The organism is Actinomycetospora chibensis (genome assembly GCF_028737215.1).
In the GTDB taxonomy this organism is placed as follows: Bacteria; Actinomycetota; Actinomycetes; order Mycobacteriales; family Pseudonocardiaceae; genus Actinomycetospora; species Actinomycetospora chibensis.
This window is the reverse complement of the sequence record NZ_JAQZAM010000001.1, coordinates 255967-279487: the sequence shown is the minus strand read 5'-3', so window position 1 is coordinate 279487 and position 23521 is coordinate 255967. Positions and strand designations below refer to the sequence as shown.

General features: G+C 76.3%; 23 protein-coding genes. 13 read left to right on the top strand and 10 right to left on the bottom strand.

The annotated features are described in order from the left end of the window. Positions 1-158 precede the first annotated feature (158 nt). A complete protein-coding gene (locus tag PH189_RS01350) occupies positions 159-608 on the bottom strand; it encodes a CBS domain-containing protein (protein WP_274186930.1) in 450 nt (149 codons plus the stop codon). Between the two features lie 263 nt (positions 609-871). Here PH189_RS01350 and PH189_RS01345 point away from each other — a divergent pair, with 263 nt between their 5' ends. The 3 genes from PH189_RS01345 to PH189_RS01335 are packed head-to-tail and all read left to right on the top strand — an operon-like array spanning position 872 to position 4202. Further along, complete coding sequence (locus PH189_RS01345; protein ID WP_274186929.1) at positions 872-1759, top strand: universal stress protein; 888 nt, start codon at positions 872-874, stop codon at positions 1757-1759. Further along, entirely contained in the window at positions 1759-2679 is a 921-nt protein-coding gene (locus tag PH189_RS01340) for a universal stress protein (protein ID WP_274186928.1), read from the top strand. Before PH189_RS01345 ends, PH189_RS01340 begins: the two co-directional genes overlap by 1 nt. Further along, positions 2676-4202 (top strand): bifunctional aminoglycoside phosphotransferase/ATP-binding protein, encoded by a 1527-nt coding sequence (locus PH189_RS01335; RefSeq protein WP_274186927.1) that lies wholly within the window; start codon positions 2676-2678, stop codon positions 4200-4202. The genes PH189_RS01340 and PH189_RS01335 overlap by 4 nt, the downstream gene beginning before the upstream one ends. 57 nt (positions 4203-4259) lie before the next feature. Here PH189_RS01335 and PH189_RS01330 read toward each other — a convergent pair whose 3' ends face one another. After that, the gene (locus PH189_RS01330) at positions 4260-4616 is read right to left on the bottom strand and encodes an SHOCT domain-containing protein (protein ID WP_274186926.1); all 357 of its coding nucleotides are present in this window, start codon (positions 4614-4616) and stop codon (positions 4260-4262) included. A gap of 97 nt (positions 4617-4713) precedes the next feature. Here PH189_RS01330 and PH189_RS01325 point away from each other — a divergent pair, with 97 nt between their 5' ends. The 3 genes from PH189_RS01325 (at position 4714) to PH189_RS01315 (ending at position 7279) form a co-directional block, all read left to right on the top strand. Continuing rightward, positions 4714-5712: a zinc-binding alcohol dehydrogenase family protein gene (locus PH189_RS01325; protein ID WP_274186925.1), complete on the top strand. Its 999-nt coding sequence runs from the start codon at positions 4714-4716 to the stop codon at positions 5710-5712. 131 nt (positions 5713-5843) lie between these two features. Beyond that, positions 5844-6401 (top strand): universal stress protein, encoded by a 558-nt coding sequence (locus PH189_RS01320; RefSeq protein WP_274186924.1) that lies wholly within the window; start codon positions 5844-5846, stop codon positions 6399-6401. Then, positions 6398-7279: an alpha/beta fold hydrolase gene (locus PH189_RS01315; protein ID WP_274186923.1), complete on the top strand. Its 882-nt coding sequence runs from the start codon at positions 6398-6400 to the stop codon at positions 7277-7279. The genes PH189_RS01320 and PH189_RS01315 overlap by 4 nt, the downstream gene beginning before the upstream one ends. Positions 7280-7330: 51 nt before the next feature. On the opposite strand, the gene PH189_RS01310 is transcribed toward PH189_RS01315, so the two are convergent. Continuing rightward, the gene (locus tag PH189_RS01310; protein WP_274186922.1) at positions 7331-7621 is read right to left on the bottom strand and encodes a hypothetical protein; all 291 of its coding nucleotides are present in this window, start codon (positions 7619-7621) and stop codon (positions 7331-7333) included. A 158-nt stretch (positions 7622-7779) separates the two neighbouring features. Here PH189_RS01310 and PH189_RS01305 point away from each other — a divergent pair, with 158 nt between their 5' ends. The 5 genes from PH189_RS01305 (at position 7780) to PH189_RS01285 (ending at position 11076) form a co-directional block, all read left to right on the top strand. Continuing rightward, positions 7780-8202 carry a CBS domain-containing protein gene (locus tag PH189_RS01305; protein ID WP_274186921.1) on the top strand — a complete coding sequence of 141 codons (423 nt, stop codon included), beginning with the start codon at positions 7780-7782 and terminating at the stop codon, positions 8200-8202. Between the two features lie 50 nt (positions 8203-8252). Next, positions 8253-9068 carry a universal stress protein gene (locus tag PH189_RS01300; protein ID WP_274186920.1) on the top strand — a complete coding sequence of 272 codons (816 nt, stop codon included), beginning with the start codon at positions 8253-8255 and terminating at the stop codon, positions 9066-9068. 130 nt (positions 9069-9198) lie between these two features. Then, positions 9199-9681, top strand: coding sequence for a universal stress protein (locus PH189_RS01295; protein WP_274186919.1), 483 nt, complete (start codon positions 9199-9201; stop codon positions 9679-9681). 10 nt (positions 9682-9691) lie between these two features. After that, positions 9692-10138, top strand: a complete 447-nt coding sequence (locus PH189_RS01290; protein ID WP_274186918.1) for an acetate and sugar kinases/Hsc70/actin family protein — start codon at positions 9692-9694, stop codon at positions 10136-10138. After that, complete coding sequence (locus PH189_RS01285) at positions 10135-11076, top strand: universal stress protein (protein WP_274186917.1); 942 nt, start codon at positions 10135-10137, stop codon at positions 11074-11076. Before PH189_RS01290 ends, PH189_RS01285 begins: the two co-directional genes overlap by 4 nt. 25 nt (positions 11077-11101) lie before the next feature. On the opposite strand, the gene PH189_RS01280 is transcribed toward PH189_RS01285, so the two are convergent. The 4 genes from PH189_RS01280 to PH189_RS01265 form a co-directional block, all read right to left on the bottom strand. After that, complete coding sequence (locus PH189_RS01280) at positions 11102-11542, bottom strand: pyridoxamine 5'-phosphate oxidase family protein (protein WP_274186916.1); 441 nt, start codon at positions 11540-11542, stop codon at positions 11102-11104. Further along, entirely contained in the window at positions 11539-14307 is a 2769-nt protein-coding gene (locus tag PH189_RS01275; protein WP_274186915.1) for a cation-translocating P-type ATPase, read from the bottom strand. The genes PH189_RS01280 and PH189_RS01275 overlap by 4 nt, the downstream gene beginning before the upstream one ends. 70 nt (positions 14308-14377) lie before the next feature. Then, the gene (locus tag PH189_RS01270) at positions 14378-15391 is read right to left on the bottom strand and encodes an Acg family FMN-binding oxidoreductase (RefSeq protein WP_274186914.1); all 1014 of its coding nucleotides are present in this window, start codon (positions 15389-15391) and stop codon (positions 14378-14380) included. Continuing rightward, the gene (locus tag PH189_RS01265) at positions 15388-15678 is read right to left on the bottom strand and encodes a hypothetical protein (RefSeq protein ID WP_274186913.1); all 291 of its coding nucleotides are present in this window, start codon (positions 15676-15678) and stop codon (positions 15388-15390) included. The genes PH189_RS01270 and PH189_RS01265 overlap by 4 nt, the downstream gene beginning before the upstream one ends. Before the next feature lie 207 nt (positions 15679-15885). Here PH189_RS01265 and PH189_RS01260 point away from each other — a divergent pair, with 207 nt between their 5' ends. Continuing rightward, positions 15886-16413, top strand: a complete 528-nt coding sequence (locus tag PH189_RS01260; protein WP_274186912.1) for a flavodoxin family protein — start codon at positions 15886-15888, stop codon at positions 16411-16413. After that, the gene (locus PH189_RS01255) at positions 16410-17183 is read left to right on the top strand and encodes a universal stress protein (protein ID WP_274186911.1); all 774 of its coding nucleotides are present in this window, start codon (positions 16410-16412) and stop codon (positions 17181-17183) included. Before PH189_RS01260 ends, PH189_RS01255 begins: the two co-directional genes overlap by 4 nt. Before the next feature lie 177 nt (positions 17184-17360). On the opposite strand, the gene cydD is transcribed toward PH189_RS01255, so the two are convergent. The 3 genes from cydD to PH189_RS01240 are packed head-to-tail and all read right to left on the bottom strand — an operon-like array spanning position 17361 to position 23348. Further along, positions 17361-20798: a thiol reductant ABC exporter subunit CydD gene (gene cydD, locus PH189_RS01250; RefSeq protein ID WP_274186910.1), complete on the bottom strand. Its 3438-nt coding sequence runs from the start codon at positions 20796-20798 to the stop codon at positions 17361-17363. Continuing rightward, positions 20795-21916 (bottom strand): cytochrome d ubiquinol oxidase subunit II, encoded by a 1122-nt coding sequence (gene cydB / locus PH189_RS01245; protein WP_274186909.1) that lies wholly within the window; start codon positions 21914-21916, stop codon positions 20795-20797. The genes cydD and cydB overlap by 4 nt, the downstream gene beginning before the upstream one ends. Positions 21917-21947: 31 nt before the next feature. Continuing rightward, complete coding sequence (locus PH189_RS01240; RefSeq protein WP_274186908.1) at positions 21948-23348, bottom strand: cytochrome ubiquinol oxidase subunit I; 1401 nt, start codon at positions 23346-23348, stop codon at positions 21948-21950. Positions 23349-23521: the final 173 nt, after the last annotated feature.

The window sequence follows — 23521 nt, the reverse complement described above, 5'->3', positions numbered from 1 at the left end:
GTGGCGAGGAACCCGCCGACGAGGGCCAGCCACAACCCGCTGGGCTCCCCGTCGGTGGCCGCGCCGACGCCGTGCCTATGCCGGTCCGGGCGGCCCCCTGAGCGCCGGGGTCGGTTCGGGGTCCTGAGCTGTTCGGGGTCCTGAGCGGTTCGGGGTCCTTAGCCGCGGTCCTGGTCGACGAGGCCGAATCGGTGGCGCCAGACGTCGGCGGAGGTGAGTTCGCCCTGGGCGACGCAGCGTAGGACGTCGCGGCGGGAGATGATGCCGACCAGGGTGCCGTGGTCGACGATCGGGATGGCGCGGAGCCGGTGGTCGAGCATGGTGTGGACGACGTCGGCGACGTCGCTGTCGGGCTCGCGGGTGATGGGTGAGTCGGTCATGAGTTGGCCCGCCCGGGAGGTGGTGGGTGGGGGTTGCTGGTCGCCGTGGGCGGGGATGCGGCCGGCGACGAGGTCGGCTTCGCTGAGGATGCCGATGAGGCGCTGGGTGTCGTCGACGACGGGCAGTGCTGAGATGCCGTGCTCGACGAGCAGGGCTGCGGCGTCGGTGACCGGGGTGTCGGGTCCGATCCGGATCACCGGGTGGCTCATGATGTCTCGTACCTTCACAGCGACCTCCTGGGTCTGGTGTGGTGCGTCCCGCGCGGGGCGCAGGTCGAGTAGAGGTCGGGTGTGGTGGGTCGCCCAGGGCCGTTGGTCGCGCCCGGCCACCCCGGAGGGCCCAGACCGCCCCGAGGCGTGCGCCGGGACCGACGGACCTGCCGGAGGTCCCGCCCGGTCGCGCCGTCGGGCCCTGACGCGGGACGGGCATGCGGCGGGAGCGTGGTGCGCGGGCCGCGACCGCGGCGCCGTTCCCTCCCGAGGAGGCCCGCATGATCGACCACTCGACGCCACCGGCCGGCGTGCTCGTCGGCGTGGACGGCAGCCCCGCGACCGCAGGCGCTGTCCGGTGGGCGGCGCGCGAGGCCGCGCGTCGTCACCTGCCACTCGACCTGGTCCAGGTGCTGCCGCCCTCGGAGCGTCCGCACGACGAGCTCCGCAGCCCGTCCGGGCGCGCCCACGCGCTGCTCGAGCAGGCCCACCAGGTCGCCGTCGCCACGGCGCCGGAGGTGCCCGTGCGACTCTCGGTGGTGGACGGCGTCGCCGGGCCGTCGCTCGTCGCGACGGCCTCCCGCGCGCGCCTCCTGGTGATCGGCGCCCGCCCCGGGACCGGGCTCGCCGACATGGGCGTCGGTCGCACCATCGCCCATGTGATGGGCCACGCCCCCTGCCCCGTGATCGTGGTGCCCCCGGACTGGGAGCCTGCCGAGGACGAGGCCTCGCGAGGGGTGCTCGTGGGCGTCGACGGCTCGGCCGAGGCGGTGGGCGCGATCGCGTTCGGTGCCGACGTCGCGGACCGGTCCCGCAGCACGCTCGTCACCGTGAGCGTCACGCCGCGCCTCGACGGTCCCGACGAGGAGACCCGGCGCCGGTACCTCGCCGAGGCCGGGGCCGGCATCGCCACGACACACCCGGACCTGGTCGTCCAGGAGGTGCTCCGGCGGGGTGCGCCCAGCGAGGCGCTCCTCGACGTGGCCCGGTCCGGTGTGAGCCTGGTGGCGCTCGGCTCGCGGGGGCGGGGGGCCGTCGGGGGTGCGCTGCTCGGCTCGACGAGCCAGCAGGTCGTCCGCTTCGCGCCCTGCCCGGTCGCGGTGCTGCCTCCGCGGGCCGCCGCGACGTGGGCGCGCCCCGAGCGCACCTACGCCGGTGAGGGGGCCTGATGACCGTGACGTCGATGGGGGCGACGGTGGCCCCGCGCCTCCCCTCCGTGGTCGTCGGCGTCGGCGACGGCCTGTTGCGGACCCGGGTGCTCGACCGCGCCGTGGCCGAGGCCCACCGGCGGGATCGCACCCTCCGCGTCGTGCACGTCGACGGTCCGGCCACTCCCGACACCCCGTGGTACGGCGACGCCGGCGAGCGGGCCGAGAGCTACCTGAGCCGGACCGCCCCTGACGTCGAGGTCCGCCGGACCTGCGCCACCGGCGACCCCGCGGCGGCGCTCGCGGCCGCCTGCGGAGCCTCGTCTCTGCTGGTCGTCGGCGACCGACACCGCCGCCTGGGCAGCGAGGCCGGCCGGACCACCGAGGAGCTGATCGCGATCGCGCCGTGTCCCGTCCTGGTGCTCGGCGAGGACCGCGCGCCCTCCGCGGTCCACGTGCCCCCGCGGGCGGTGATCGTCGTCGGGCTCGACGAGGGCCCGGGCGCCACGGTCGTGCTCGAGCATGCCCTGCGGATCGCGCAGATGTCGGCGGAGCCGGTCGAGGTGGTCCACGCGGTCGACGAGGTCACCTACGACGCCGGGCGGATCGCCCGCCGCCGCGACACCGACGCCGGTGACGAGGAGACGGACGCGCGTGCCCGGATCGAGGACCTCGTCAGCGCGATGAAGGACCGGTTCCCGGACGTCCCGACGAGCGTCGTGGTCGCCGAGGACCGACCGGCCCGGCTGCTGCTGGAGCGGGCCCTCGGGGCGGACCTGGTGGTCGTCGCGCACCGGTGCCGCGACGCCGAGGACCTCGTCGGCCTCGGCTCGACGACCCGGTCGCTGCTCCTGGCCGCTCCGTGCCCGGTGCTCGTCCTCGGTCCCCTGGCCGGCGCCGGGGCCGACGGTCCCGGCACCCGGGCGGGCGTGGTCCGATGACCGACCCGCTCGGCGCGGCCGCCCGCGGTGGCCGCGCGCCCGACGCCGACGGGCTCGCCGTCGGTGTGCGCGAGACCCATACCGCGGTGCTGTGGTTCCTCGGCGACCGCGTGCACAAGATGAAGAAGCCCGTCGACCTCGGCTTCTGCGACTTCACCACCGTCGAGCTCCGCCGGGAGGCCTGCCGGCGGGAGATCGCGCTCAACCGGCGTCTCAGCCCCGAGGCCTACCTCGGGCTCGAGACCGTCCTGGGGCCGTCCGGCGAGGCCGCGGAGTACCTGGTGGCCATGCGCCGCATGCCGGCCGACCGCAGCCTCGCAGCCCTCGTGCGCGCGGGCGCGCCCGTCGAGGACCACCTGCGGGCGGTCGCCCGACGGCTCGCGGGGTTCCACAGCGTCGCGGCGCGGGGACCGGAGATCGCCCGGGAGGGCTCGCGCGAGGCGGCGCGGGCCCGGTGGGAGGGGGTCCTCGACGGCCTGCGCCGTCACGCGGGCGCGCTGCTGCCCCCCGACGTCGTCGACCGGGTCGCCCGCGAGGCGACCGCGTTCCTCGACGGCCGCGCGGCCCTCTTCGCGGCACGACGTGCCGAGGACCGCGTCGTCGACGGCCACGGGGACCTGCTGGCCGACGACGTGTTCTGCCTGCCCGAGGGGCCGGCGCTGCTCGACTGCCTCGAGTTCGACGACCGTCTGCGGTACGTCGACGGGCTCGACGACGCGGCGTTCCTCGCCATGGACCTCGAACGTCTCGGCGGGCCGGAACCCGCCGCCCGGTTCCTGGAGCTCTACGCCGAGTTCGCCGCCGATCCGGCCCCGGTGGCACTGAGCCACCACCTCGTGGCCTACCGGGCGGCCGTCCGCGCGGCGGTGACCTGCATCCGCGTCGACCAGGGCGGCGCGGATGCCGCCGAGGCCCGCACCCTGCTCGACCTCGCCGACCGCCACCTGCAGGAGGCCCGGGTCCGCCTCGTGCTCGTCGGCGGCCTCCCCGGGACGGGGAAGACGACCGTCGCCGGCGGTGTCGCCGACCGGATGGGGGCCGTGCTCGTCTCCAGCGACCGGGTGCGCAAGGAGCTGGCCGGGCTCAACCCCACCGACCCCGCGGCCGCGGGGTACCGCGGCGGTCTCTACCGGCCCGAGCACACCGACGCCACCTACGCGGCGCTGCTCCACCGCGCCGAGGACCTGCTCGGCCGGGGCGAGACGGTGGTGCTCGACGCCTCGTGGACCGACGCCCGGCGCCGGGACCAGGCCGCGGCGCTCGCCGCACGGACCTCGTCGGACCTGGTCGGCCTGCGCTGCGAGGCCCCCCGGGACCTGGCGGACGCGCGCATCCGCGCACGCCGCGGGTCGCCCTCCGACGCCACCCCGCTCGTGGCCGCGGTGATGTCGGCCGACGCGGACCCCTGGCCGGAGGCGACCACGATCGACACGTCGGGACCTGCGGAGGACTCCGTGGCGAACGCGGTGACGGCCGTGCGCGCCCCGCGGCGACACGGGTCCTGGACCGTGGTCGAGGTGTGAGCACGGGGCTCGGGCCGTCCCCTCGGGGCGGCCCGCCCCGGTCTCATCCAGCCGGTCTCACTCGGCCATGGCCCGTCGACGGGCGGCGTACTCGTCGGCGTCGATCTCCCCGCGGGCGAAGCGGACGTCCAGGACCTGGCGGGCGTCCTGCCGTAGAGTGGCGCCGGCGCCCGGGGTCGTGCGCCACCACCGCAGGACGGCGAGCACGACCGCGATCACCAGCACCCACCACAGGACGGCGCTCACGCCCATCAGCGGGACCATCCATCCCAGCGTCCAGCCGCCGTCCCACATCATGGCGCGCCTCCTGCGCTCGGGCGCCTGCCGGTCGTCCCGGCGGGTCGGTCCCTGGCCCACGCCGGCGCTGCGGGCCGGTGACCGGCAGCGTCGCTGGGCCCCTTCCGGAGCGACCACCGGCGCTCCCGAGGGGGACGCCGGGCCCTGCACGCCGTGCCCGCGGGCGGGCATCGTGACGCCGAGGCGCCGATCGTTCCGCGCCGAGGAGGACCGCGTGAGAGCTTTCCGGGTACAGCGCCCGAGACCGGCCGCCGAAGGCCCGCTCGAGCGGGTCGAGGTGGCGGCTCCCGAGCCCGCGCCCGACGAGCTCCTCGTCCGGGTGCTCGCCTGCGGGGTCTGCCGGACCGACCTGCACGTGGCGGAGGGCGACCTCCCGGTCCACCGACGAGGCGTCGTCCCCGGGCACGAGGTGGTCGGACGGGTGGTGGGGGTCGGGGCGCGGGTCAGTGGGTTCGCCGAGGGCGAGCGCGTGGGCGTGGCCTGGCTGCGCCGCACCTGCGGGGAGTGCCGCTTCTGCCGTCGCGGTGCCGAGAACCTCTGCCCGCGGTCGCTCTACACCGGGTGGGACGCCGACGGAGGCTACGCCGACCTCACGACCGTGCCGGCGGACTTCGCGCACCGGCTGCCCGAGGGCTACACCGACGCCGAGCTCGCGCCGCTGCTGTGCGCCGGCATCATCGGCCACCACGCGCTGCGGCGCGCCGAGCTCCCGGCCGGTGGGCGCCTCGGGGTCTACGGCTTCGGGGGCAGTGCCCACCTGGCCACGCAGGTCGCGCTCGCCGAGGGGGCCACGGTGCACGTCATGACGCGCAGCCCGGCCGCCCGGGAGCTGGCCCTGCGCCTCGGTGTCGCGTCGGCGCAGGGCGCGGCCGACCCGCCCCCGGAGCCCCTCGACGCCGCGATCCTCTTCGCGCCGGCCGGGGAGCTGGTGCCGCCGGCGCTCGAGGCCCTCGACCGCGGCGGGACGCTGGCCGTCGCCGGTATCCACCTCAGCGAGGTCCCGCCGCTCGACTACCAGCGCCACCTGTTCCAGGAGCGCACGCTGCGTAGCGTCACCTCGAACACTCGGTCCGACGCGCGGGAGTTCCTGGGCCTCGCCGGGGAGCACCACCTCGAGGTCACGACGGTTCCCTACCCCCTCGAGCGCGCCGGTGACGCCCTGGCCGACCTTGCCGGCGACCGGATCACCGGCGCCGCGGTCCTGGTGCCCTGAGGCCGGCGCCGCCGGGCGGCGACACGACCGGCACGAGGGCCCTCGGACCGTCGAGATCGGGACCGTGGGGCCCTGCCGGCCGGCGCCGTCCTGCCGCACCGTGGCCGTCACACGGAGCGAGGAGGCGCGTGATGAGCGGTGGAGCGGGCACGGGTGGGGCGGGGCAACCTCGGGTGGTCGTCGGGATCGACGGCTCGGCGGGGTCCCGGGCTGCCCTGAGACACGGACTGGACGAGGCACGTCGACGGGGCGCGCAGCTCGAGGTCGTCGCGGCGTTCATCTCCCCCGAGCGGCTCGCGGTCGTGAACCGCCTTCCGATCGTCACCGAGCGCGAAGCGGTCGCTGCGGCGGCCGAGGCGGCCGCCCGGTCCGAGGTGGACGAGGTCCTCGCCGGAGACCGCGTCGAGCACCCCGGCGCCGCCGCGCCGCCGGTCGCGGTGCGCGCGGTCGCGGGCGATCCCGGGCCGGCGCTGACCGACGCGGCCGCCGGGGCGCAGCTGCTGGTCGTCGGTCACCGTGGCCGGGGCGGCCTGGCGACCACGGTGCTGGGCTCGGTGGCCTGGTGGTGCCTGCGTCACGCCTCCTGCCCGCTCACCGTCGTTCCTCCGCCGGGCCGGCCTCACACCCGGCCCGGCGTGCGGGGCGACCGGACCGCGGCCCTCTCGGGTGGCGCGCGAGATGTGCCGTGAGCCCGCGAGGCCCGGTCGGTCGCCGTCACCAGGACCGGATCGACGGGCGTCGCGTGGTCTGGTGGAGTGCGGGGGAGGGGCCGATGGTCCTGTTCCTGCACGGCTGGGCCCTGAGCCCGGCGTCCTACCGCCAGGCCCTCGAGCAGGTCGCCGAGCGCGGGGCGCGGGTGGTCGCGCCGGCACTGCCGGGGTTCGGCGGCTCGGACGAGCTGCCCGCCGCCGAGACCACGCTCGAAGGGTATGCGCGGTGGGTCGCGCGCTTCCTGGAGATGCGTGACGAATCGATGCCGGTGACCGTCGTCGGGCACTCCTTCGGGGGCGGGGTCGCGGTGCGGCTCGCCCACGACGCCCCGCAGGCCGTCGCCCGTCTCGTCCTGGTCAACAGCATCGGTGGTGCGGTGTGGGCCGCGGGGCCCGACGGTCCCCGCCTCATGGCGGAACGACCGTGGTGGGACTGGGGGCTGCACCTGCGGGCCGACCTCGACCCGGGTCGCGCGCCCGGCCGCGTCCTGCCCGTGATCGTCTCCGATGCGGCGACCAACGCCCTGCGCAACCCGCTGGCGGTGTGGAAGGTGGCCGAGATCGCCCGCACGGCCGACCTGCGGGCCGAGCTCGAGGAGCTGCGACGGCGCGGGCTCCCGGTGGTCGTGCTCTGGGGCCGACAGGACCGCGTCATCCCCCAGGCGTCCCTCGCCGCGCTCCGTCTCGCGCTCGGGGACGTCGACGTCCGCACCGTCGAGGGCAGCCACAGCTGGCTGATGACCGATCCGTCGGCCTTCACCGAGATCCTCACCAACGTCCTGGCCCGGGGCCCCCTGATCGACGGCCCGATCCCGGACGGGGAGCCACCCACCGCCGACGACACCGTCCCATCGTGAGGGCGCCCTGTCGTGAGGGCCCCGTCGTGAGACCCCCGTCGTGAAGGGTGGTCAGACCCCGCCGTCGGACGGGGAGCGGGCGAGGCTGCGGACCGCGACCCGCAGCGCGGCGTTGACGACGACCTCGTCGGCGTCGGCGTCGGCGTTCGTCGGCGAGATCGCCCGGCACACCCACGTCAACGAGCGGGTGACGGCCGTGTCCGGTTCGACGTGCAGCGAGGCCTCGGCCTGATCGATGGCGGCCAGGACGGCCACGGCCTCGGCTCGACCTCGCCGCAGGGCGACGGCCCGCACGGTCAGGTCGAGCGCCTCGCGCGGGTGACGGACGCGGTCCTCGGCCATCACAGCCTCCTCACCTCCTCACCAGTGGCCCACGTCGCCCGGGACAGGGGCAGGACCGAAGGTCACGGGATGAGCGGCCGGGCGCCCGGGCCGGTCGCCCCTGCCGCCCGGCCTGCCGAGGCGGCAGCGTCGTCCGGGTCGAGCCACTCGGAGGACAGATGAGCACCACCCACGCGGCACCGCACAGTGCGACGACCCCCGTCCGCGATCTCGCGACCTGGAACCTGGCCACCGTCGGGGCCGAGGCGACCCTGCGGGAGGTCGCCGAGGAGCTGGCCCTCGACGAGATCGGGGTCGTGGTCGTGGCGCACGGGAGCGACCCCGTCGGCCTCGTCTCCGAGCGCGATCTCGTCGCCGTGATCGCCGGCGGCTGGTCGGCCGACACGCAGGCCGCCGACATGATGACCGTCGACCTCGTGACGACCTCCGGCACCACCACCGTCGCGGACGTCGCCCGGTTGATGATCGAGTCCGGCGTCCGGCACGTCCTCGTGCGCGAGGACGCGGCGGAGGGTGGCCGGCTCTCCGGCATGGTGTCGATCCGTGACGTCGTCGAGCCCCTGCTCGCCGACCGCACGTGACCACCGTCCGAATGGTCGAGTCAGCCGTCCCGACCGAGGGTGGGAGCCCGATGCCCGACCCCGGGGTCGTCCGGGCCTTCGCCCCGCCCGGAACGGGGCGGCACGCCGTCGTCGCCTGGGCGCGCCGGCACGCGCGGCGGACCGGCGCGCGGATCGAGGTCCTGGTCGACCCGGACCTCGACCCCGAGGCTCCGCCCGCCCGGGCCACCGGGACCCGCGCCGGTCCGATCGCTCTGGTCGGCGGCCTGCTCGAGCACGTGTGGGCGCTGTTCGGGGCGCCGCCGTCGCTGGCCGAGCGCTTGGGGCGCGCGTCGGCGGGGGCACGGATGCTCGTCGTGCCCCAGTCGCTGCCCGAGGTCGACGTCCTCGTGGACACCGCGTACGAACCGGTGACGGTCGTCCCCACCGATCCTCCGCACCCGCAGGGAGCCGTCGTGCTGGCGCTCGCGCACCGCACGACCGACGAGACGATCGAGGCGGCCTTCGACGCGGCCGAGCGGCGGGGCGTCCCGGTCCACGTCCTGCGCATCCGTGACCCCGACCGGTGGACCCGCGTCGGCACCGAGGACGAGGACGGCCGCGTGGACGAGGAACGCCGGGACTGCGCGGACCGGCTGTCCGCCTGGCGCGTCACCCACCCCTCGGTGCCGCTCGAGGTACGGGTCGGCGACGGCGACCCGACGGTCGAGCTCATCGGATCGACGTGCGACGCCCGGCTCCTGGTGGTCGGACGCTCCGCGCGGGGCCGGGTCCTCGGCGCGGTGGCGCCCTCACCGGTCGCCCGGACGGTGCGGAGCGCCCGGTGCCCCGTCCTCGTCGTCCCCCCGCCCGGGCCACCCCGGCGCTCCTGGTGGCCCCGAGCCTGACCCCGTCCCGCTCGGGACCTTCGGCCCCGGCGCCCGGGACGAGGCGGGGACCTTCCGGCACTGACCGGCGACGAGCCCTGTGAGCCATGGTGGGAGCTCGGCACGAGGCCGCACCGAGAGAGGGAGCACCATGACCGACAACAACGCCCGGGGCGGCGTGATCGTCTGCGGGATCGACGGCTCGAGCGGGTCGCGTCGCGCCCTGGAGGAGGCGATACGGACCGCGGCCCGACGTGGCGACCGGGTCCGGGCGGTGGCGGTCTACGAGCCGCCCGAGATGTGGGCGGCCTGGGGCTACGGGCCGGCGTCCGGCATGGCCCTGCCCGACCCGGACGCGCTGCGCGAGGACGAGCTGAACGCCGCACGCACGATGGTCGACGAGGTCCGCGCGGACATGCAGGACGAGCTGACGCTGCCCGACATCGAGGTCGAGGCGCGAGCCGGCCGACCGGCCGAGGTGCTGGTCGAGCTCGCCGGGGACGCCGACGAGCTCGTCGTCGGGCACCGCGGCCGCGGAGCCTTCGGAAGCGTCGTGCTCGGCTCGGTCGGCCTGGGTTGCGTGCTCCACGCGTCCTGCCCCGTGACCGTCGTCCCCGAGCCCGTCGCAGCCTGAGGACCCGGCCGTGTCCACCGCACCGTCCCTGTCCGCCACCGGGCCCCCGGTCGACCTCGACGCTCCGGTGCACACGGTCGCCCGTCCCGCGACCGTTCTCGCGGAGACCACGCCGCTTCCCGAGGCCTGGACCCGGCTGCACGAGGATCCCGTCCGGTGCGGCGTCGTCGTCCGCGACGGCCTGCCCATCGCGGTCGTGACCGCCGGCGGTCTCGCCGAGAGCTGGCCCGCCGGGGGCCCTCTCGTCCAGCACCGGCGGACGGTCCACGAGCTGCTCGACCGCCCCTGCGGTGTCGAGGTCCTCGACGAGAACGACACGGTGCGGCACGCCGGCCACCGTCTGCTCGCCACGGCCCTGCCCGCGCTGCCCGTGCGTTCCCCCCGAGGCGGGCCCCTGCGGCTGGTGACCACCACCGCGGTGCTGAGCACGGTCCTCGGTGGAGAACTCCCGGCATGACCGGAGCTGCCGGCGTCGTCGTCGGGATCGACGGTTCGCCCCGGTCGGCCGCCGCGCTCATGACGGCCCTCGAGGAGGCCGCCCGACGCGGGGAGACCGTGACGGCCGTCCTCGCCTACCCCGCGCCGGGATCGTGGGGCGCGACGGGGCACGCCGGTGCCGACGAGCCGGACCGGCTGGCGACCGCCGTGCTCGAGGAGGCGCGACGGTTCGTCGACGAGGCGACGATGCCCCTGCCCGCGCCACTGCGCGAGGTCGCGCTCGAGCTCTCGGTCCGGGCCGGATCCCCTGCCCCGCTCCTCGCCGAGGCCGCCCGTACCGCCGCGCTGCTGGTCGTCGGCCACCGCGGTCGCGGGATGGTGGGCGGCGCGGTCCTCGGCTCGACCGCACTGCGTGTTCTCTCGCTCGCGGCCTGTCCGGTGCTGGTGGACCGGCCCCGGGAGACGGCGGCGGACGGTCCTGTGGTCGTCGGGATCGACAGGTCGATGGGCTCGGCGGCCGCCCTGCGCTACGCCCTGCGGGACGCGACGCGGCGGGGCGTCGGGCTGGTCGCGGTCACCGGGACGGCGCCACCTCCGGTGATGGTCGGCTTCCGCCCGATGGGTGCCGCGACGCTGAGCGAGGTGAGCCACGCCCTGCAGCCACGGGTCGAGCAGTTCGTGGCCGAGGTCGTGGACGAGGTCGTGAACGAGGTCGTGGACTCCGACCGGCGGGGTCACTCCGCCCCGCAGGTGGACGTCGTCGTCCGGGGGGAGGACCCGACGGCGGCTCTGGTGGACGTCGCCGAGCAGCGCGGGGCGCCGCTCGTGGTGGTCGGGCGCACCGGCCACGGCGCGTTCGCCCGGTGGCTGCTGGGGTCGGTCGCCCACGGGGCCGTGGTGCGGGCCCCCTGCCCCGTGGTCGTCGTCCCGGAGCATCCGCACGAGGACGGACCCTGACGAACAGGTGCCCCGGGACGGCCGCTCACCGGCCGGCTCCGGGCCTCCGACGTCGTGCGTCGCGACGTAGCCGCCGCCCGGACAGGCGCTGGACCGGGAGCACGAGGAGGATGCGCTCCTCGTCGTCGGGCTCGTCGTCGGGCCAGCACTCGGGACGGTCGACCACCGCCGCGGGCGCACGGTGGAGGGTCCCGACCGCCACCACGGTCCACCCGGTCCTGTGGACCGGGTCGATCTCGTCGACCTCGAAGGCGACCGTCTGACCGACGGCCGCGCGAGCCCCGCTGTGCGCGCCCGCGCCGATCACGATGGCGTCGCCCGCGAGGGCGAAGGCGAACGGCTCGACCGTGGGTCCGTGGGCGTCGGTGAAGGCCAGCCGCCCGAGCTCGGCGGTCATGAGCAGCGCCCGGCTCCCGGCGGTGTCGATGAGTTCGAGGCGGGCCGGGTCCATCGGGGTCACCGTCATGTCGTTCTCCTGTCCGGGGTGGTCGGCGACCGGCGGCGGCGCCACCGGTCGAGCTCGTCGACGCCCCAGACGAGAGGGGCGCAGCACAGCAGCAGGGCCACGGTCGGGGCGTCGAGGGGGGCGGTCCCGACGACCTGCTGACCGACCGGGAGATAGACGACGGCAGCGGTCACGAGCACCTCGAAGGCGATGCCCCACCACAGGAGCGGGTTGGTGCCCAGACCCACGCTGCGCAGCGAGGCGTGCTCCGTGCGCGCGGCGAAGGCGGTCCCGATCTGGCAGGCGACGATGCCGACGAAGGTGGCGGTGGTGGCCTCGAGGTACGCCGGGTGGAGGGCGCTTCCCGGTCCGGTGGGCGCGCCCGGGGTCCATCCGGCGCGCAGCAGCACCAGGAGGAAGGCGCCGGTCGTGAGGACGGCCGACGTGATGCCGAGCAGCCCCCAGGCCCGCCACAGCATGCGCGGGCGGACGAGGCCCTCGGAGCGGGGACGCGGCGGCCGGTCCATCAACCCGGGCTCGGCGGGTTCGCGGCCGAGCGCGAGGGCCGGCAGGGTCTCGGTGCCGAGGTCGATCGCGAGGATCTGGAGCACGGTGAGCCCGAGCGGGATCGACCCGCCGGAGAGCGCGAAGAGCAGGAAGGGCACGACCTCCGGCACCGCGTGGGCGAAGATGTAGACCACGAACTTCCGGACGTCGTCGTACACCCGGCGCCCGGCCGCCACGGCGCGCTCGATCGTGGCGAAGTCGTCGTCGGTGAGCACCATCGTCGCCGCCTCGCGGGCGACGTCGGTCCCGGAGGCCCCCATGGCGATGCCGATGTCGGCGCGGCGCAGCGCGGGGGCGTCGTTGACCCCGTCCCCGGTGACCGCCACGACCTCACCGAGGTGCTCGAGGGCCTCGACGATGCGCAGCTTGTCCTCGGGCGCCACGCGCGCGAACACGATCTCGTCGCCCGCGCCGAGCAGGGCATCCAGGTCGTCGTCCCGCAGCGCCGCGAGCTCGACGCCGGTCACGACGCGCAGACCGTCGGCCCCGATGCCGACCGCCCGGGCCACCGCCCCGGCGGTCGCGGGATGGTCACCGGTGACGACGTGCACGGAGATGCCGGCGGCGTGGCAGCGGGTGATCGCGGGGGCGACCGAGTCGCGGGGCCGGTCGAACAGCCCGACGAGGCCCTCGAGCACGAGGCCGGCCTCGACGTCGGCCCGCGGGGCACGGGCGTCGGCGGCGGTCGCGGGGCGGGTGGCGAGGGCCAGGACGCGCAGGCCCTCGGCCGCGAGGCCCTCGGCGACCGCGAGGACCTCGTCCCGCTCGTCCGCGCCGAGCGGGACCGCACCTGCCGCCCGGCGCAGACGCGTGCACCGGGCGAGAACGGCCTCGACGGCGCCCTTGGTGTGCACCGCCGGTCCGTCGGGGGTCTCGTCGACGGTGGACATGAGCCGGAGGACGGGATCGAAGGCGTGCAGGGCGACGCGTCGCCGGCTCCGGGCCTCGGCGCGGGTGTCGAGGCCGGCGGCGGCGGCGAGGGCGAGCAGCGCGAGCTCCGTCGGGTCGCCGGACCCGCGCCCGCGCGCCGGGTCGGGCAGGTCGGCGTCGCTGCAGCGCTGGGCCACCCGGGCCAACGCCGGCGCGGCGCCAGCGTCGCGCGTGGGATCCCCGCGACCGGTGGCCGGCGCCCAGAACGCCTGCGGGGACATCCGGTTCTCGGTCAGCGTCCCGGTCTTGTCGGTGCAGATGACCGTGGTGGAGCCGAGGGTCTCCACCGCCGAGAGCCGGCGGACCACGGCACCGTGGCGGGCCAGCGAGCGCACGCCCGCCGCGAGCGCCAACGTGATGGTGGGCAGGAGCCCCTCGGGCACGTTCGCCACCAGGAGGCCGATCGCGAACACCAGCGCGGCGGAGAACGACAGCCCCGCGGCCAGCCCGATCGGGAGGAACGCCGCGCCGACCCCGACCGCCACGGCGGTGATGAGCCAGGCCACCCGACGTACCTGCTGCTCGAGAGGGCTCTCGTGGTGACCGACGTGCCCGGTGAGGGCGGCGATGCGACCGATCTCGGTGTGCGCGCCGGTGCCGGTGACCACCGCGCGGGCCGAGCCGGAGGTGCAGGTCGTCCCCCGGAAGACGAGGTCCGGTGCCTCGAGCACGGGTCCCGGCGGGTGGGGGCCGGCGCGGCGCGGCGCGGGGATCGACTCGCCGGTGAGCGCACTCATGTCGAGCTCGACGGTGCCGGCCACCAGACGACCGTCGGCGGGCACGGCCGCGCCCTCGGCGAGCAGGACGACGTCGCCGGTCACGATCTCGGACGCCGGGACCTCGCGCGCGACGCCGCCGCGCAGCACCCGTGCGCCGGCCGGCAGGTAGGCCTCGAGGGCGGCGACGGCACGCTCGGCGTGCTGCTCCTGCCAGAACGCGAGCGCGGCGTTGAGCGCGATCACGATCACGACGGCCGCGGCGAGGACCGGCGTGCCGGCCACGAGCGCCAGGCCCGCGGCGGCCCAGAGCAGCAGGGCGAGCGGGTGCACGAGCTGATGGGCCAGGGCACGGGGCCACGACGGCCCGCCCCTGACGGGCAGGGCGTTCGGGCCCTGCACCTGCAGGCGCCGCGCGGCGTCCCGCTCGTCGAGGCCCTCGGGCCCGGAACGGAGCTCGTGCCAGAGCCGCTCGAGGGGGGCGTCGACGCCCGCGGCCGGTGGAGCGGGCCCCGGCTCGTCCTCCCCGACGGGAGGGTGCCGGCGGTGCCGCCGGGTGCGCGTCGGGGTCACCCGCCCTCCCCTCGAAGATCGTCGACGTCACGCAGCGGCGGCCCGGACGCTCGACCTCCGGGCGTGGTGGTCAGTCCACCTCGGTCAGCACGTGATCGAGAGGCCGCCGCGGAGTCGGGTGCAGGGGGTCGCCACGCTCGGAGGGCCAGCCGATCCGCAACGCCACGACGGGCGCGCGATGGGCGCCGACGACCAGGTGCCGGAGGCGCTCGCGGGTCTCCGCCACCTCGAGCACCTGGGTGATCGGCGTCGTGGCCAGGCCGAGCGCGGTCGCCTCGAGCAGCACCGCGCTGAGGGACTCCCCGGCACGCAGGACGGAGACGGGCTCCTCGTCGACCGCGGTGAGGATCGCCAGCATCGACGCGTCCTCGTGATCCATCCCCCCGTGCGGTTGGCGGAGCGTCCCCCGGGGGAACCACCGCAGCACCAGGTCGCGGTAGGACGGCGGTGGCCCCTCGAGCCGGGCTGCGGCCGGGATGCCGTCCCGGGCCCCGGCGTAGCGGTGCGTCCACCGGTACAGCTCGGCGGCGTAACCCTCCTGCTCGGGCTGGCGCTCGGCGGCCTCGCGCATGGCCTCGGCGAACAGGGCGCGGTGTGCGCCGAACGCCACGTGCAGGACCCCGCCGAAGGGCCGCGCCGCGTCGCCGAGGGCACCGAGGACGTCCGGGGGCACCGACCGGCTCGAGAACCGGCGGCGGTCCGTGTGCCGCCGGTCGATGGCCGCGGCCTGCTGGTGGACGTCCTTGTCGACGCCGCCCTCCGCGGGGCGGATCCGCACCCGGGCCAGCGGGCGTCCCTCGGGCTCGTCGGGGTTCTCGGGCTGGTGGCGCACCCGGGCGTGCCAGCCGCGATCGGCGAGCGCCACCCGCAGGTGGTGCAGGGCGCACCCACAGCCCAGGAGCACGCCGTGGCCCCGCTCGTCGGTGAAGGGCAGGCGACGTCCCCGGTCGATGTGGAGGTCGAGGTGGTCGGAAGCGAGCACCCATCGCCACGGCTGCGCGTTGTGCTCCGAGGGGGCCCGCAGTGACGTGGCGACGGCGTCGCGCAGCGCCGCCCGGACGGTGTCCGTGGTCGGGGTGGTCATCGCGCGTCACCTCCCGACGAGGACCGGGCCAGATCATGGGCGGCGACCCGCAGAGCGGCGTCGACGCGGGCGTCGGTGTCGGGGCCGGCGTCGCCGTGCTCGAGGGCGCCGGCGACCCAGATGAGCGTGCGGCGGGCGTCCCGGCACGGCTCGTGGTGCAGGGACCTCCGGGCCTGGTCGAGGGCCGCGAGCAGCGTCACGTGCGGCACGCCGCGCCGACGCAGATCCACGGCGTGGGCGACGAGCTCCCAGGCCTCGGTGATCCGGCGGTGCGGTGTGGTCTCCATGACGGCTCCTCTCCTCCGCACCAGCCCACCGCGGGGGGTTCCTCGCGGTCGAGGTCCGGAGGTCACCTCCTGGAGAGACTCAGGTCCCGAGACCACGGGGGGTGCCCCGACGCACGCCCCCCGGTATCCGGGCCCTGTGTCACTGCCGCCGTCGACCTCGCCCCGGCAGCGTCGGGACCGTCCGCAGCGCAGGAGGAGGTGGGCCGGATGTCCCGTGCCCTGGTGGTCTTCGAGTCCATGTTCGGCAACACGGCGGAGGTGGCCCGGGCGGTGGCCCGCGGCCTCGACGACCACGTCCCGACCGAGGTCGTGGAGGTCGGTGCCGCGCCTGCGCGGCTCGCCGAGGACGTGGACCTCGTGGTGGTCGGGGGGCCGACCCACGCGTTCGGCCTCAGCCGGCCCAGCACCCGCCAGGACGCGGCCGGGCGACGGGAGCACCCACCCGTCTCCTCGGGGATCGGTGTCCGCGAGTGGCTGGCCCTGCTCCAGGGCGCCACCGGCCGTCGGGCCGCGGCCTTCGGGACGCGGATGGGAGCGTCCGGTCTCCCCGGGTCGGCCGCCCGGGGCGTGCACCGGCGCCTGCGCGGCCTCGGCATGATCCCGATGGGGTCCCCGCAGAGCTTCCGCGTCGTCGGGATGGACGGTCCGCTCGCCGACGGCGAGGCGGCGCGCGCCGAGGCCTGGGGCGACGAGCTGGGGATCGCGCTCGCCGTGGCTCTCCGGGGTGCACGGTGAGTGCGCCGGTGGTCGTCGGTGTCGGCGGGCAGCACGACGACCGCACGGTGCGGTGGGCGGCGGTGGAGGCCCGCGACCTGGGACTCCGTCTGCGACTGGTTCACGCACTGATTCCCCCGGTCGGTCGCCGTCCCGGCTGGACGGCCGCGGCGGACCCGCGCCGCCGGCGGCGGGTCGCCCCGGACGAGCTCGACGCCGCCGCGGCGACCGCTCGGGAGGTCGTGCCGGAGCTCGAGGTCGAGACCGCCGTGATCGGGGGCGGAGCGGCGCAGGTCCTCCGCGAGGAGGCCGCCCACGCCGCGCTGGTGGTCGTCGGCAGTGACGGCCTCGGCCGGGTCGGCGATCTCCTGCTCGGCGGCGTGGTCCGCGGACTCGCCGGGCACGTCGACGTCCCCCTCGTGGTCGTCCCCGTCGGGTACGACCCCTCCGCGCCGCGCGGCGACCACGCGCCGGTGCTCGTCGGGGACGACGGCACGCCCGGCTGCGAGGGCGCCTGGCGCTTCGCCGCCGACCGCGCGCAGCGACGCGGTGCGCCCCTGGTCGCGGTACGGGTCGCCTCGGACCACGTCGACCGGGCGCTGCTGGACCGCGCCCGCGGTGCCGAGGTCCTCGTGCTCGGTGTCGCCGACGCGTGGTTCCACCACCACCACACGACGCCCGGCGTGGTGCGGAGCAGCGCCTGCCCCGTCGTCGTCGTCCCACCGCTGCCCGTCCACCGTGACCCCGCCGAGGGACCGCCCGTCACCACCGCGTCGCCGTCCGCCGGGTGATCGGCGGGACGGCTCTCTCCGGGCCGTCGGGGCCTTCGGCATCGACCGGGGCCCATTGGTCGGTGTCGCGACGCGCCCCCGGAGATCCTGGTGCCCCTCGACGCCTCCCGCCCGCCGATCACGGCCTGAGGGCCCGCGGGCTCCCTCCTCCACGGCGCGTGCGCGAGGGGGAGGGGGTCAGGCCGGCCGCGTGACCGCGCGCCCCGTGGATTCCGGCCGCGGACCGGGCACGCCCGGCGCGGAGCCGATCGCGACCACCGGAAGATCCGGGAACTCCTTCGGGCGGTGGGACACGACGATCGCGGTCCGACCGCGACTGAGCTCGCTGATCTCGCCGGCGAGCGCCGCGGCGGTCGGGGCGTCGAGATGGGCGGTGGGTTCGTCGAGAGCGAGGATCGGGCGGTCGGCGATCAGGACCCGGGCCACCGCGAGGCGCTGACGTTCACCGCCGGACACCGCCCCGCCGTGGTCGCCGAGGGCCGTGTCGAGCCCGTCGGGCAGCGACGCGAACCAGGCGCCGAGGCGCGCACGGTGCAGCGCGTCGACCAGATCGTCGTCGGTCGCACCGGGGCGGGCCAGGCGCAGGTTCTCGCGCAGCGTGCTGTCGAACAGGTGCGCGGCGGGGCCGCACCAGCCGAACCGGGCACGGACGTCCTCCCCGGCCATCGTCGCGGTGTCGTGCCCGTCGAGCGTGACGGCACCGCGGGCGGCGGGCAGGGCGCGCAGGAGCGCGGCGAGGACGGTGCTCTTGCCGGCACCGGACGGGCCGGCGAGCACCATGCGCCCGCCGGGCGGGAGCACGAAGGTCACGCCGCTGACCGCCTCGGACGTCGCGTCCGGCCAGCGCACGGCCAGGGCCTCGGCGGTGACGGCCGGGTCGGCGGGCACGGTTTCGGCCCGGACGGGATCGGCCACCGGTGCCGGCCGGGATTCGAGCTCGGCCAGCCGCCGGGCGGCGGGCCCGGCCTCGGCGAGGCGGGCGGCCGCGTCGGGGAGCCCGGCGACGAGCTCGGCGGCGGCGAGCGGTGTCAGGGCGAGCACGGCCAGCGCCGTCGGCGCGAGCCGCCCGTCGGCGAGGGCGAGGACGCCCGCGACGGTGGCCCCGATCATGGCCAGGCCGATACCGAGAACCCCGAGCCCCGCGCCGACGCCGGCGCCACCGGCCTGGGCCACGGTGCGCGCCGCGAGATCGGCGTCGTGGTCGGCGAGCCGCCGGCGGCGCCGGGCGGCCGCACCGAGGACGAGCAGGTCCGCGGCCCCCTCGAGCAGCTCCAGGGTGCCGGTGGCCACCGCGGCACGGGCGGCAGCCGTCGTGCGTGCGGCCCGGCGGCCGGCGAGCACGCCGAGCAGCGGGGCCACGACACCGGCGAGGACCAGACCGAGCGCGAGGACGAGGGCGGCCTCGGGCAGCAGGACCGCGAAGAGGCCGACGAGGCCCGCACCGACGAGCAGCGCCGAGCCGGCGGGCACGAGCCCACGGACGAGGACGTCCTGCTGGGCGTCGACGTCGCCGGTCAGCCGGGCGAGCAGATCGCCCCGGCGCTGCGTGGCCGTGGCCGCCGGGCCCCGCCGGACGAGGGCCTGCCACACCCGTACCCGCAGGTCCGCGCCGAGGCGCAGCGCGGCGTCGTGGGACGCGAGCCGCTCGAGGTAGCGCAGGACGCCCTTGGAGAGGCCGAACGCGCGGACCGCGACGATCGCGACCATCAGGGTGAGCAGCGGGGGCTGCAGCGCCGGCGCGGAGATCAGCCAGGCCGAGGTGGCCGCGAGCGCCACCCCACTGCCCAGCGCGCCCGCGCCGAGCAGGACCGCGCCGGCGAGGCGGGCCGCGCGGGGACGGACGGCGGCGGCGAGCCACCGCAGCCCACCGCGCGCGCGTCGCGTTCCCTCGGGCAGGGCGCGCTCGGGCAGGGCAGGGGGGACGGGCGCCGGTGTGCTCGGCCCCGCCGGCGCGGGCGCATCTCCGGGGGTGGCGCTGCTCGTCGCGGCCGACGTACGGCGGTGGGGCAGGGCGACGACCCGGTCGCAGGCGGCCAGGACCTCCGGGCGGTGGCTGACGACGACGGCGCTCCGCCCGGCGAGTGCCTCGGGCAGGGCGGCCAGCAGCGCCGCCTGGGTGTCCGCGTCGACCCCTTCGGTCGGCTCGTCGAGCAGCAGGAGGGGTCGGTCGGTGACGAGCGCCCGGGCCAGCGCGACGCGGCGCTGCTGGCCGGTGGACAGCCCGGCGCCCTGCTCGCCGACCTCGGTGTCGAGGGCCATGTCCACGCCGGCCGTGCGGGCGGCACGGGCCACGGCGACGTCGGTGGCGTCCGGCGCCCCCAACCGGATGTTGTCCGCGACGCTGCCGACGACGAGCACGGGCCGCTGGGGCACCCACGCGATCCGCGCCCGCCACGCCTCGGTGTCGAGGTCGTCGAGCCCGACGCCGCCGACCGACACGCGTCCACGATCGGGCCGGCGCAGTCCGGTGACGAGGTCGAGCAGGGTGGACTTGCCCGCACCGCTCGGTCCGCGCAGCCCGAGGGTCTCGCCGGGGCCCACGGTGAGGTCCAGGTCGTCGAGGACGGGCCCGCCGCGACCGTCGACGCCGATCCCGTCGAGGCGCAGCGGGACCCGCGAGGGGTCCGGCGCCGGGCGGCGGGCCCCCGAGCCGTCCGCCGTCGGGGTCTCGAGCACCGCGAAGACGTCGTCCGCCGCGGCCAGGCCCTCCATGCTGTCGTGGAAGCGGGCGCCCACCGCGCGCAGCGGCAGGTAGATCTCGGGCGCCAGCATGATCACCAGCAGCCCGGTGGCGAGGTCGAGACGGCCTCCGGCCAGGCGCAGCCCCACCGAGACCGCCACGAGCGCGACGGAGAGGGTGGCCAGCACCTCGAGCACCAGCGCCGACAGGAACGCCACCCGCAGGGTCCGCATCGTGGTCCGCCGGTACTCCTCGGCGACCGCGCGCAGGCGTCCGTTCTGCGCGCCGGCCCGGCCGAAGGCGACCAGGACGTCGAGCCCGGCGACGAGGTCGAGGAAGTGGTGGCCGAGCACCGCCATGGTCCGCCAGCGGCGGGCGGTGTCGTCGCGGGTGCGCAGGCCGACGAGCACCATGAACAGGGGGATCAGGGGCACGGTCACGGCGACGATCACGGCCGCGAGCCAGTCGGCGGTCAGCAGACGCACCCCGACCAGCAGCGGGACGGTCGTGGCGAGCAGGAGGGTGGGCAGGTAGCGGCGCAGGTAGCCGTCGAGCGCGTCCACCCCCCGCGTGGCGAGGGTGCCGAGCTCCCCGACCGACGGCAGGCGGGGATCCCGCGGTCCCAGGCGCAGGGCGTGGTCGACGAGGTCGGCGCGCAGCCGCCCGGTGACCCGGGCGCTGGCGCGGACCGCGGCGGCCTCGGTGGCCCAGGCCAGCAGCGCGCGTCCGGCGACGACGATGCCCAGGCCGACGAGGAGCGCGGTGAGGGCGGCGAGCGGTGCGCGGTCGAGGAAGGCCCGGGCGACGACCTGTGAGAGCAGGTCGGCCTGGGCGACGACGAGGCCGGCCGTGGCCACGCCCGCCGCGGCGGTGAGCACCACGAAGGTGCGGGCGGGGCGGACGTGGCGCAGCAGGCGGGGGTCCAGCGGCTTCACCGCCGCACCTCGGGCCGCTCCTCGGCGACCTCGTCCCCGGCCCTCTGCTCCTGAGCGGTCCCGGGGATCTCGGGCCGGGCCCCGGCACGGGTGTTGCGGGGCGGCAGGCCGGTGGGCGCGGGGATGTCGTCCCGCGTGAGACGGCGACGGAACACCCAGTAGCTCCAGGCCTGGTAGGCCAGGACGACCGGGGTCACCGCGAGCGCCACCCAGGTCATGATCTGCAGCGTGTAGGGCGTGGACGCGGCGTTCGTCGTGGTCAGCGTGCCGGCGGGGTCGGTGCTGGACGGCAACACGTTCGGGTAGAGCGAGCCGAAGAGCGTCACCGTGGTGGCGACGATGGTGGCGGCGGTCAGGGTGAACGCCCAGCCCTCGCGGCCGCGGCCGACGAGCAGGACGGCACCGACGAGCGCGCCGGCGGCCAGCGCGACGCTGATCAGCGTCCAGCCCTTGCCGTGGGCGAGCTGGGTCCAGACGAGGAAGGCGGCGGCGACCGGCACCGCGACCACGCCGAGGCGCAGCGCGAGGCGGTGGGCTCGCACCCTCAGGTCCCCGTCGGTCTTGAGGCTGACGAACACGGCGCCGTGCATCAGGAACACCAGCAGGGTGGTGAGCCCGCCGAGCAGGGCGTACGGGTTGAGCAGCGTGAAGAAGGTGCCGGTGTACTCGTGGTCGGCGTCCAGCGGCACGCCCGCCACGATGTTGGCGAACGCGACGCCCCAGAGCAGGGCGGGCACCGCGGAGCATCCGATGATCACGGCGTCCCACCGCCGGCGCCAGCGGTCGTCGTCCACCTTGCCGCGGTACTCGAAGGCGACGCCGCGCCCGATCAGCGCGACCAGCACGACCAGGAGCGCGAGGTAGAAGCCCGAGAACAGGCTCGCGTACCACTCGGGGAACGCCGCGAACGTGGCACCGCCGGCGACCAGCAGCCAGACCTCGTTGCCGTCCCAGAGCGGGCCGATGGTGTTGACGACCCGGCGGCGGTCGGTCTCGTCGCGGCCCAGCACGCCGAGCAGCGCACCGACGCCGAAGTCGAACCCCTCCAGGACGAAGTAGCCCGTCCAGAGCAGGGCGATGAGCAGGAACCAGATGTCGGTCAGGGCGAGCCCGAACATGATGTCCTCGATCTCCGTGGGTCGGGCGGGGTCAGTAGGCGACGGCGAGCGGGCGCGGCGCGTCCTCGCTCGGGGCTGCCTCGTCGGGCGGCGGCAGCGGGTCCGGGCCCTTGCGGGCGTAGCGGACGAGCAGGGTCACCTCGACGACGGCGAGCACGCCGTAGAGCACCGTGAACACGATCATCGAGGTGGCCACGGAGGCCGGGCCGACCGAGGGGCTCACCCCGTCGGCGGTGCGCATGGTCCCGTAGACGACCCACGGCTGGCGGCCCATCTCCGTGAAGATCCAGCCCACCGAGTTGGCCACCACCGGGAACCCGATGCCGGCGAGGGCGGCGTAGGTGAACCACCGGTTCGTCGGCACGCGCCCCCCGCGCTGCAGCCAGGCGCCGGCCAGGGCGAGGAGCAGGGCCAGCCCACCGAAGCCGACCATGACGCGGAAGGTCCAGTAGGCGATCGGGACGTTGGGCGTGTAGTCCCCGGGCCCGAACTGGGCCTCGGAGGCCCGTTGCACGTCGTTGATGCCCTCGACCGTCCCGTCGGGGTCGCCGGTGGCCATGAACGACAGGACCTTCGGCACCCGGACGCTCCAGACCTCCTGGGTGCCGTCGAGGCTGCCGATGGTGAACAGGGAGAACGAGGCCGGCGAGCTGGTGTTCCAGAGTGCCTCGGCGGCGGCCATCTTCATCGGCTGCTGCTCGGTCATGAGCTTGGCCTGCAGGTCGCCGGTCACGACGACCCCGACGCCGGCGACCAGCACGGTCACCAGAGCCATGCGCATCGACGACCGGAAGACCCGCGTCTCGTTCTTCCGTGCCAGGTGCCACGCCGAGATGCCGAGCATGAACATGCCCGCGGAGAGGAACGCCGCGGTGATCGTGTGTGTGAAGGCGCCGACGGCCGTGGAGTTGGTGAGCACGGCGCCGAAGTCGGTGAGCTCGGCGCGCCCGGAGACCGGGTTGACCGTCGACCCGACCGGGTGCTGCATCCAGGAGTTCGCGGCGAGGATGAAGTACGCCGAGAGCATGGTGCCGATCGCGGCCAGCCAGATCGTGGCCAGGTGGACCCTCTTCGACAGCCGGCCCCACCCGAAGATCCAGAGCCCCAGGAACGTCGACTCGAGGAAGAACGCCAGCAGGCCCTCGATCGCCAGCGGGGCCCCGAAGATGTCGCCGACGAAGCGGCTGTAGTCGCTCCAGTTCATCCCGAACTGGAACTCCTGCACGATCCCGGTGACCACGCCCATGGCGAAGTTGATCAGGAAGAGCTTGCCCCAGAACTTCGTCATGCGCAGCCAGCGCTCGTCACCGGTGCGCACCCACGCGGTCTGCATCATCGCGACCAGCAGCGACAGGCCGATGGTCAGCGGGACGAAGAGGAAGTGGTAGACGGTGATCACGCCGAACTGCCAGCGCGCCAGATCCAGCGCCATCTCGGTGCCCTCCCGCGTCGGCCCCCGCTCCGCAGCAGGGTTCGGCGGCGACGATGCGCCCCACGGCCGGTGGTTGATCAGGGCCCAAGGTCCCGCCGGTGGTCCCTCCGGGTCCGGGCCGCAGGGCCGTCGGGCGCGGGCCCGCGGCCCGTGCCGGTGCCGCTCTCCGCTGT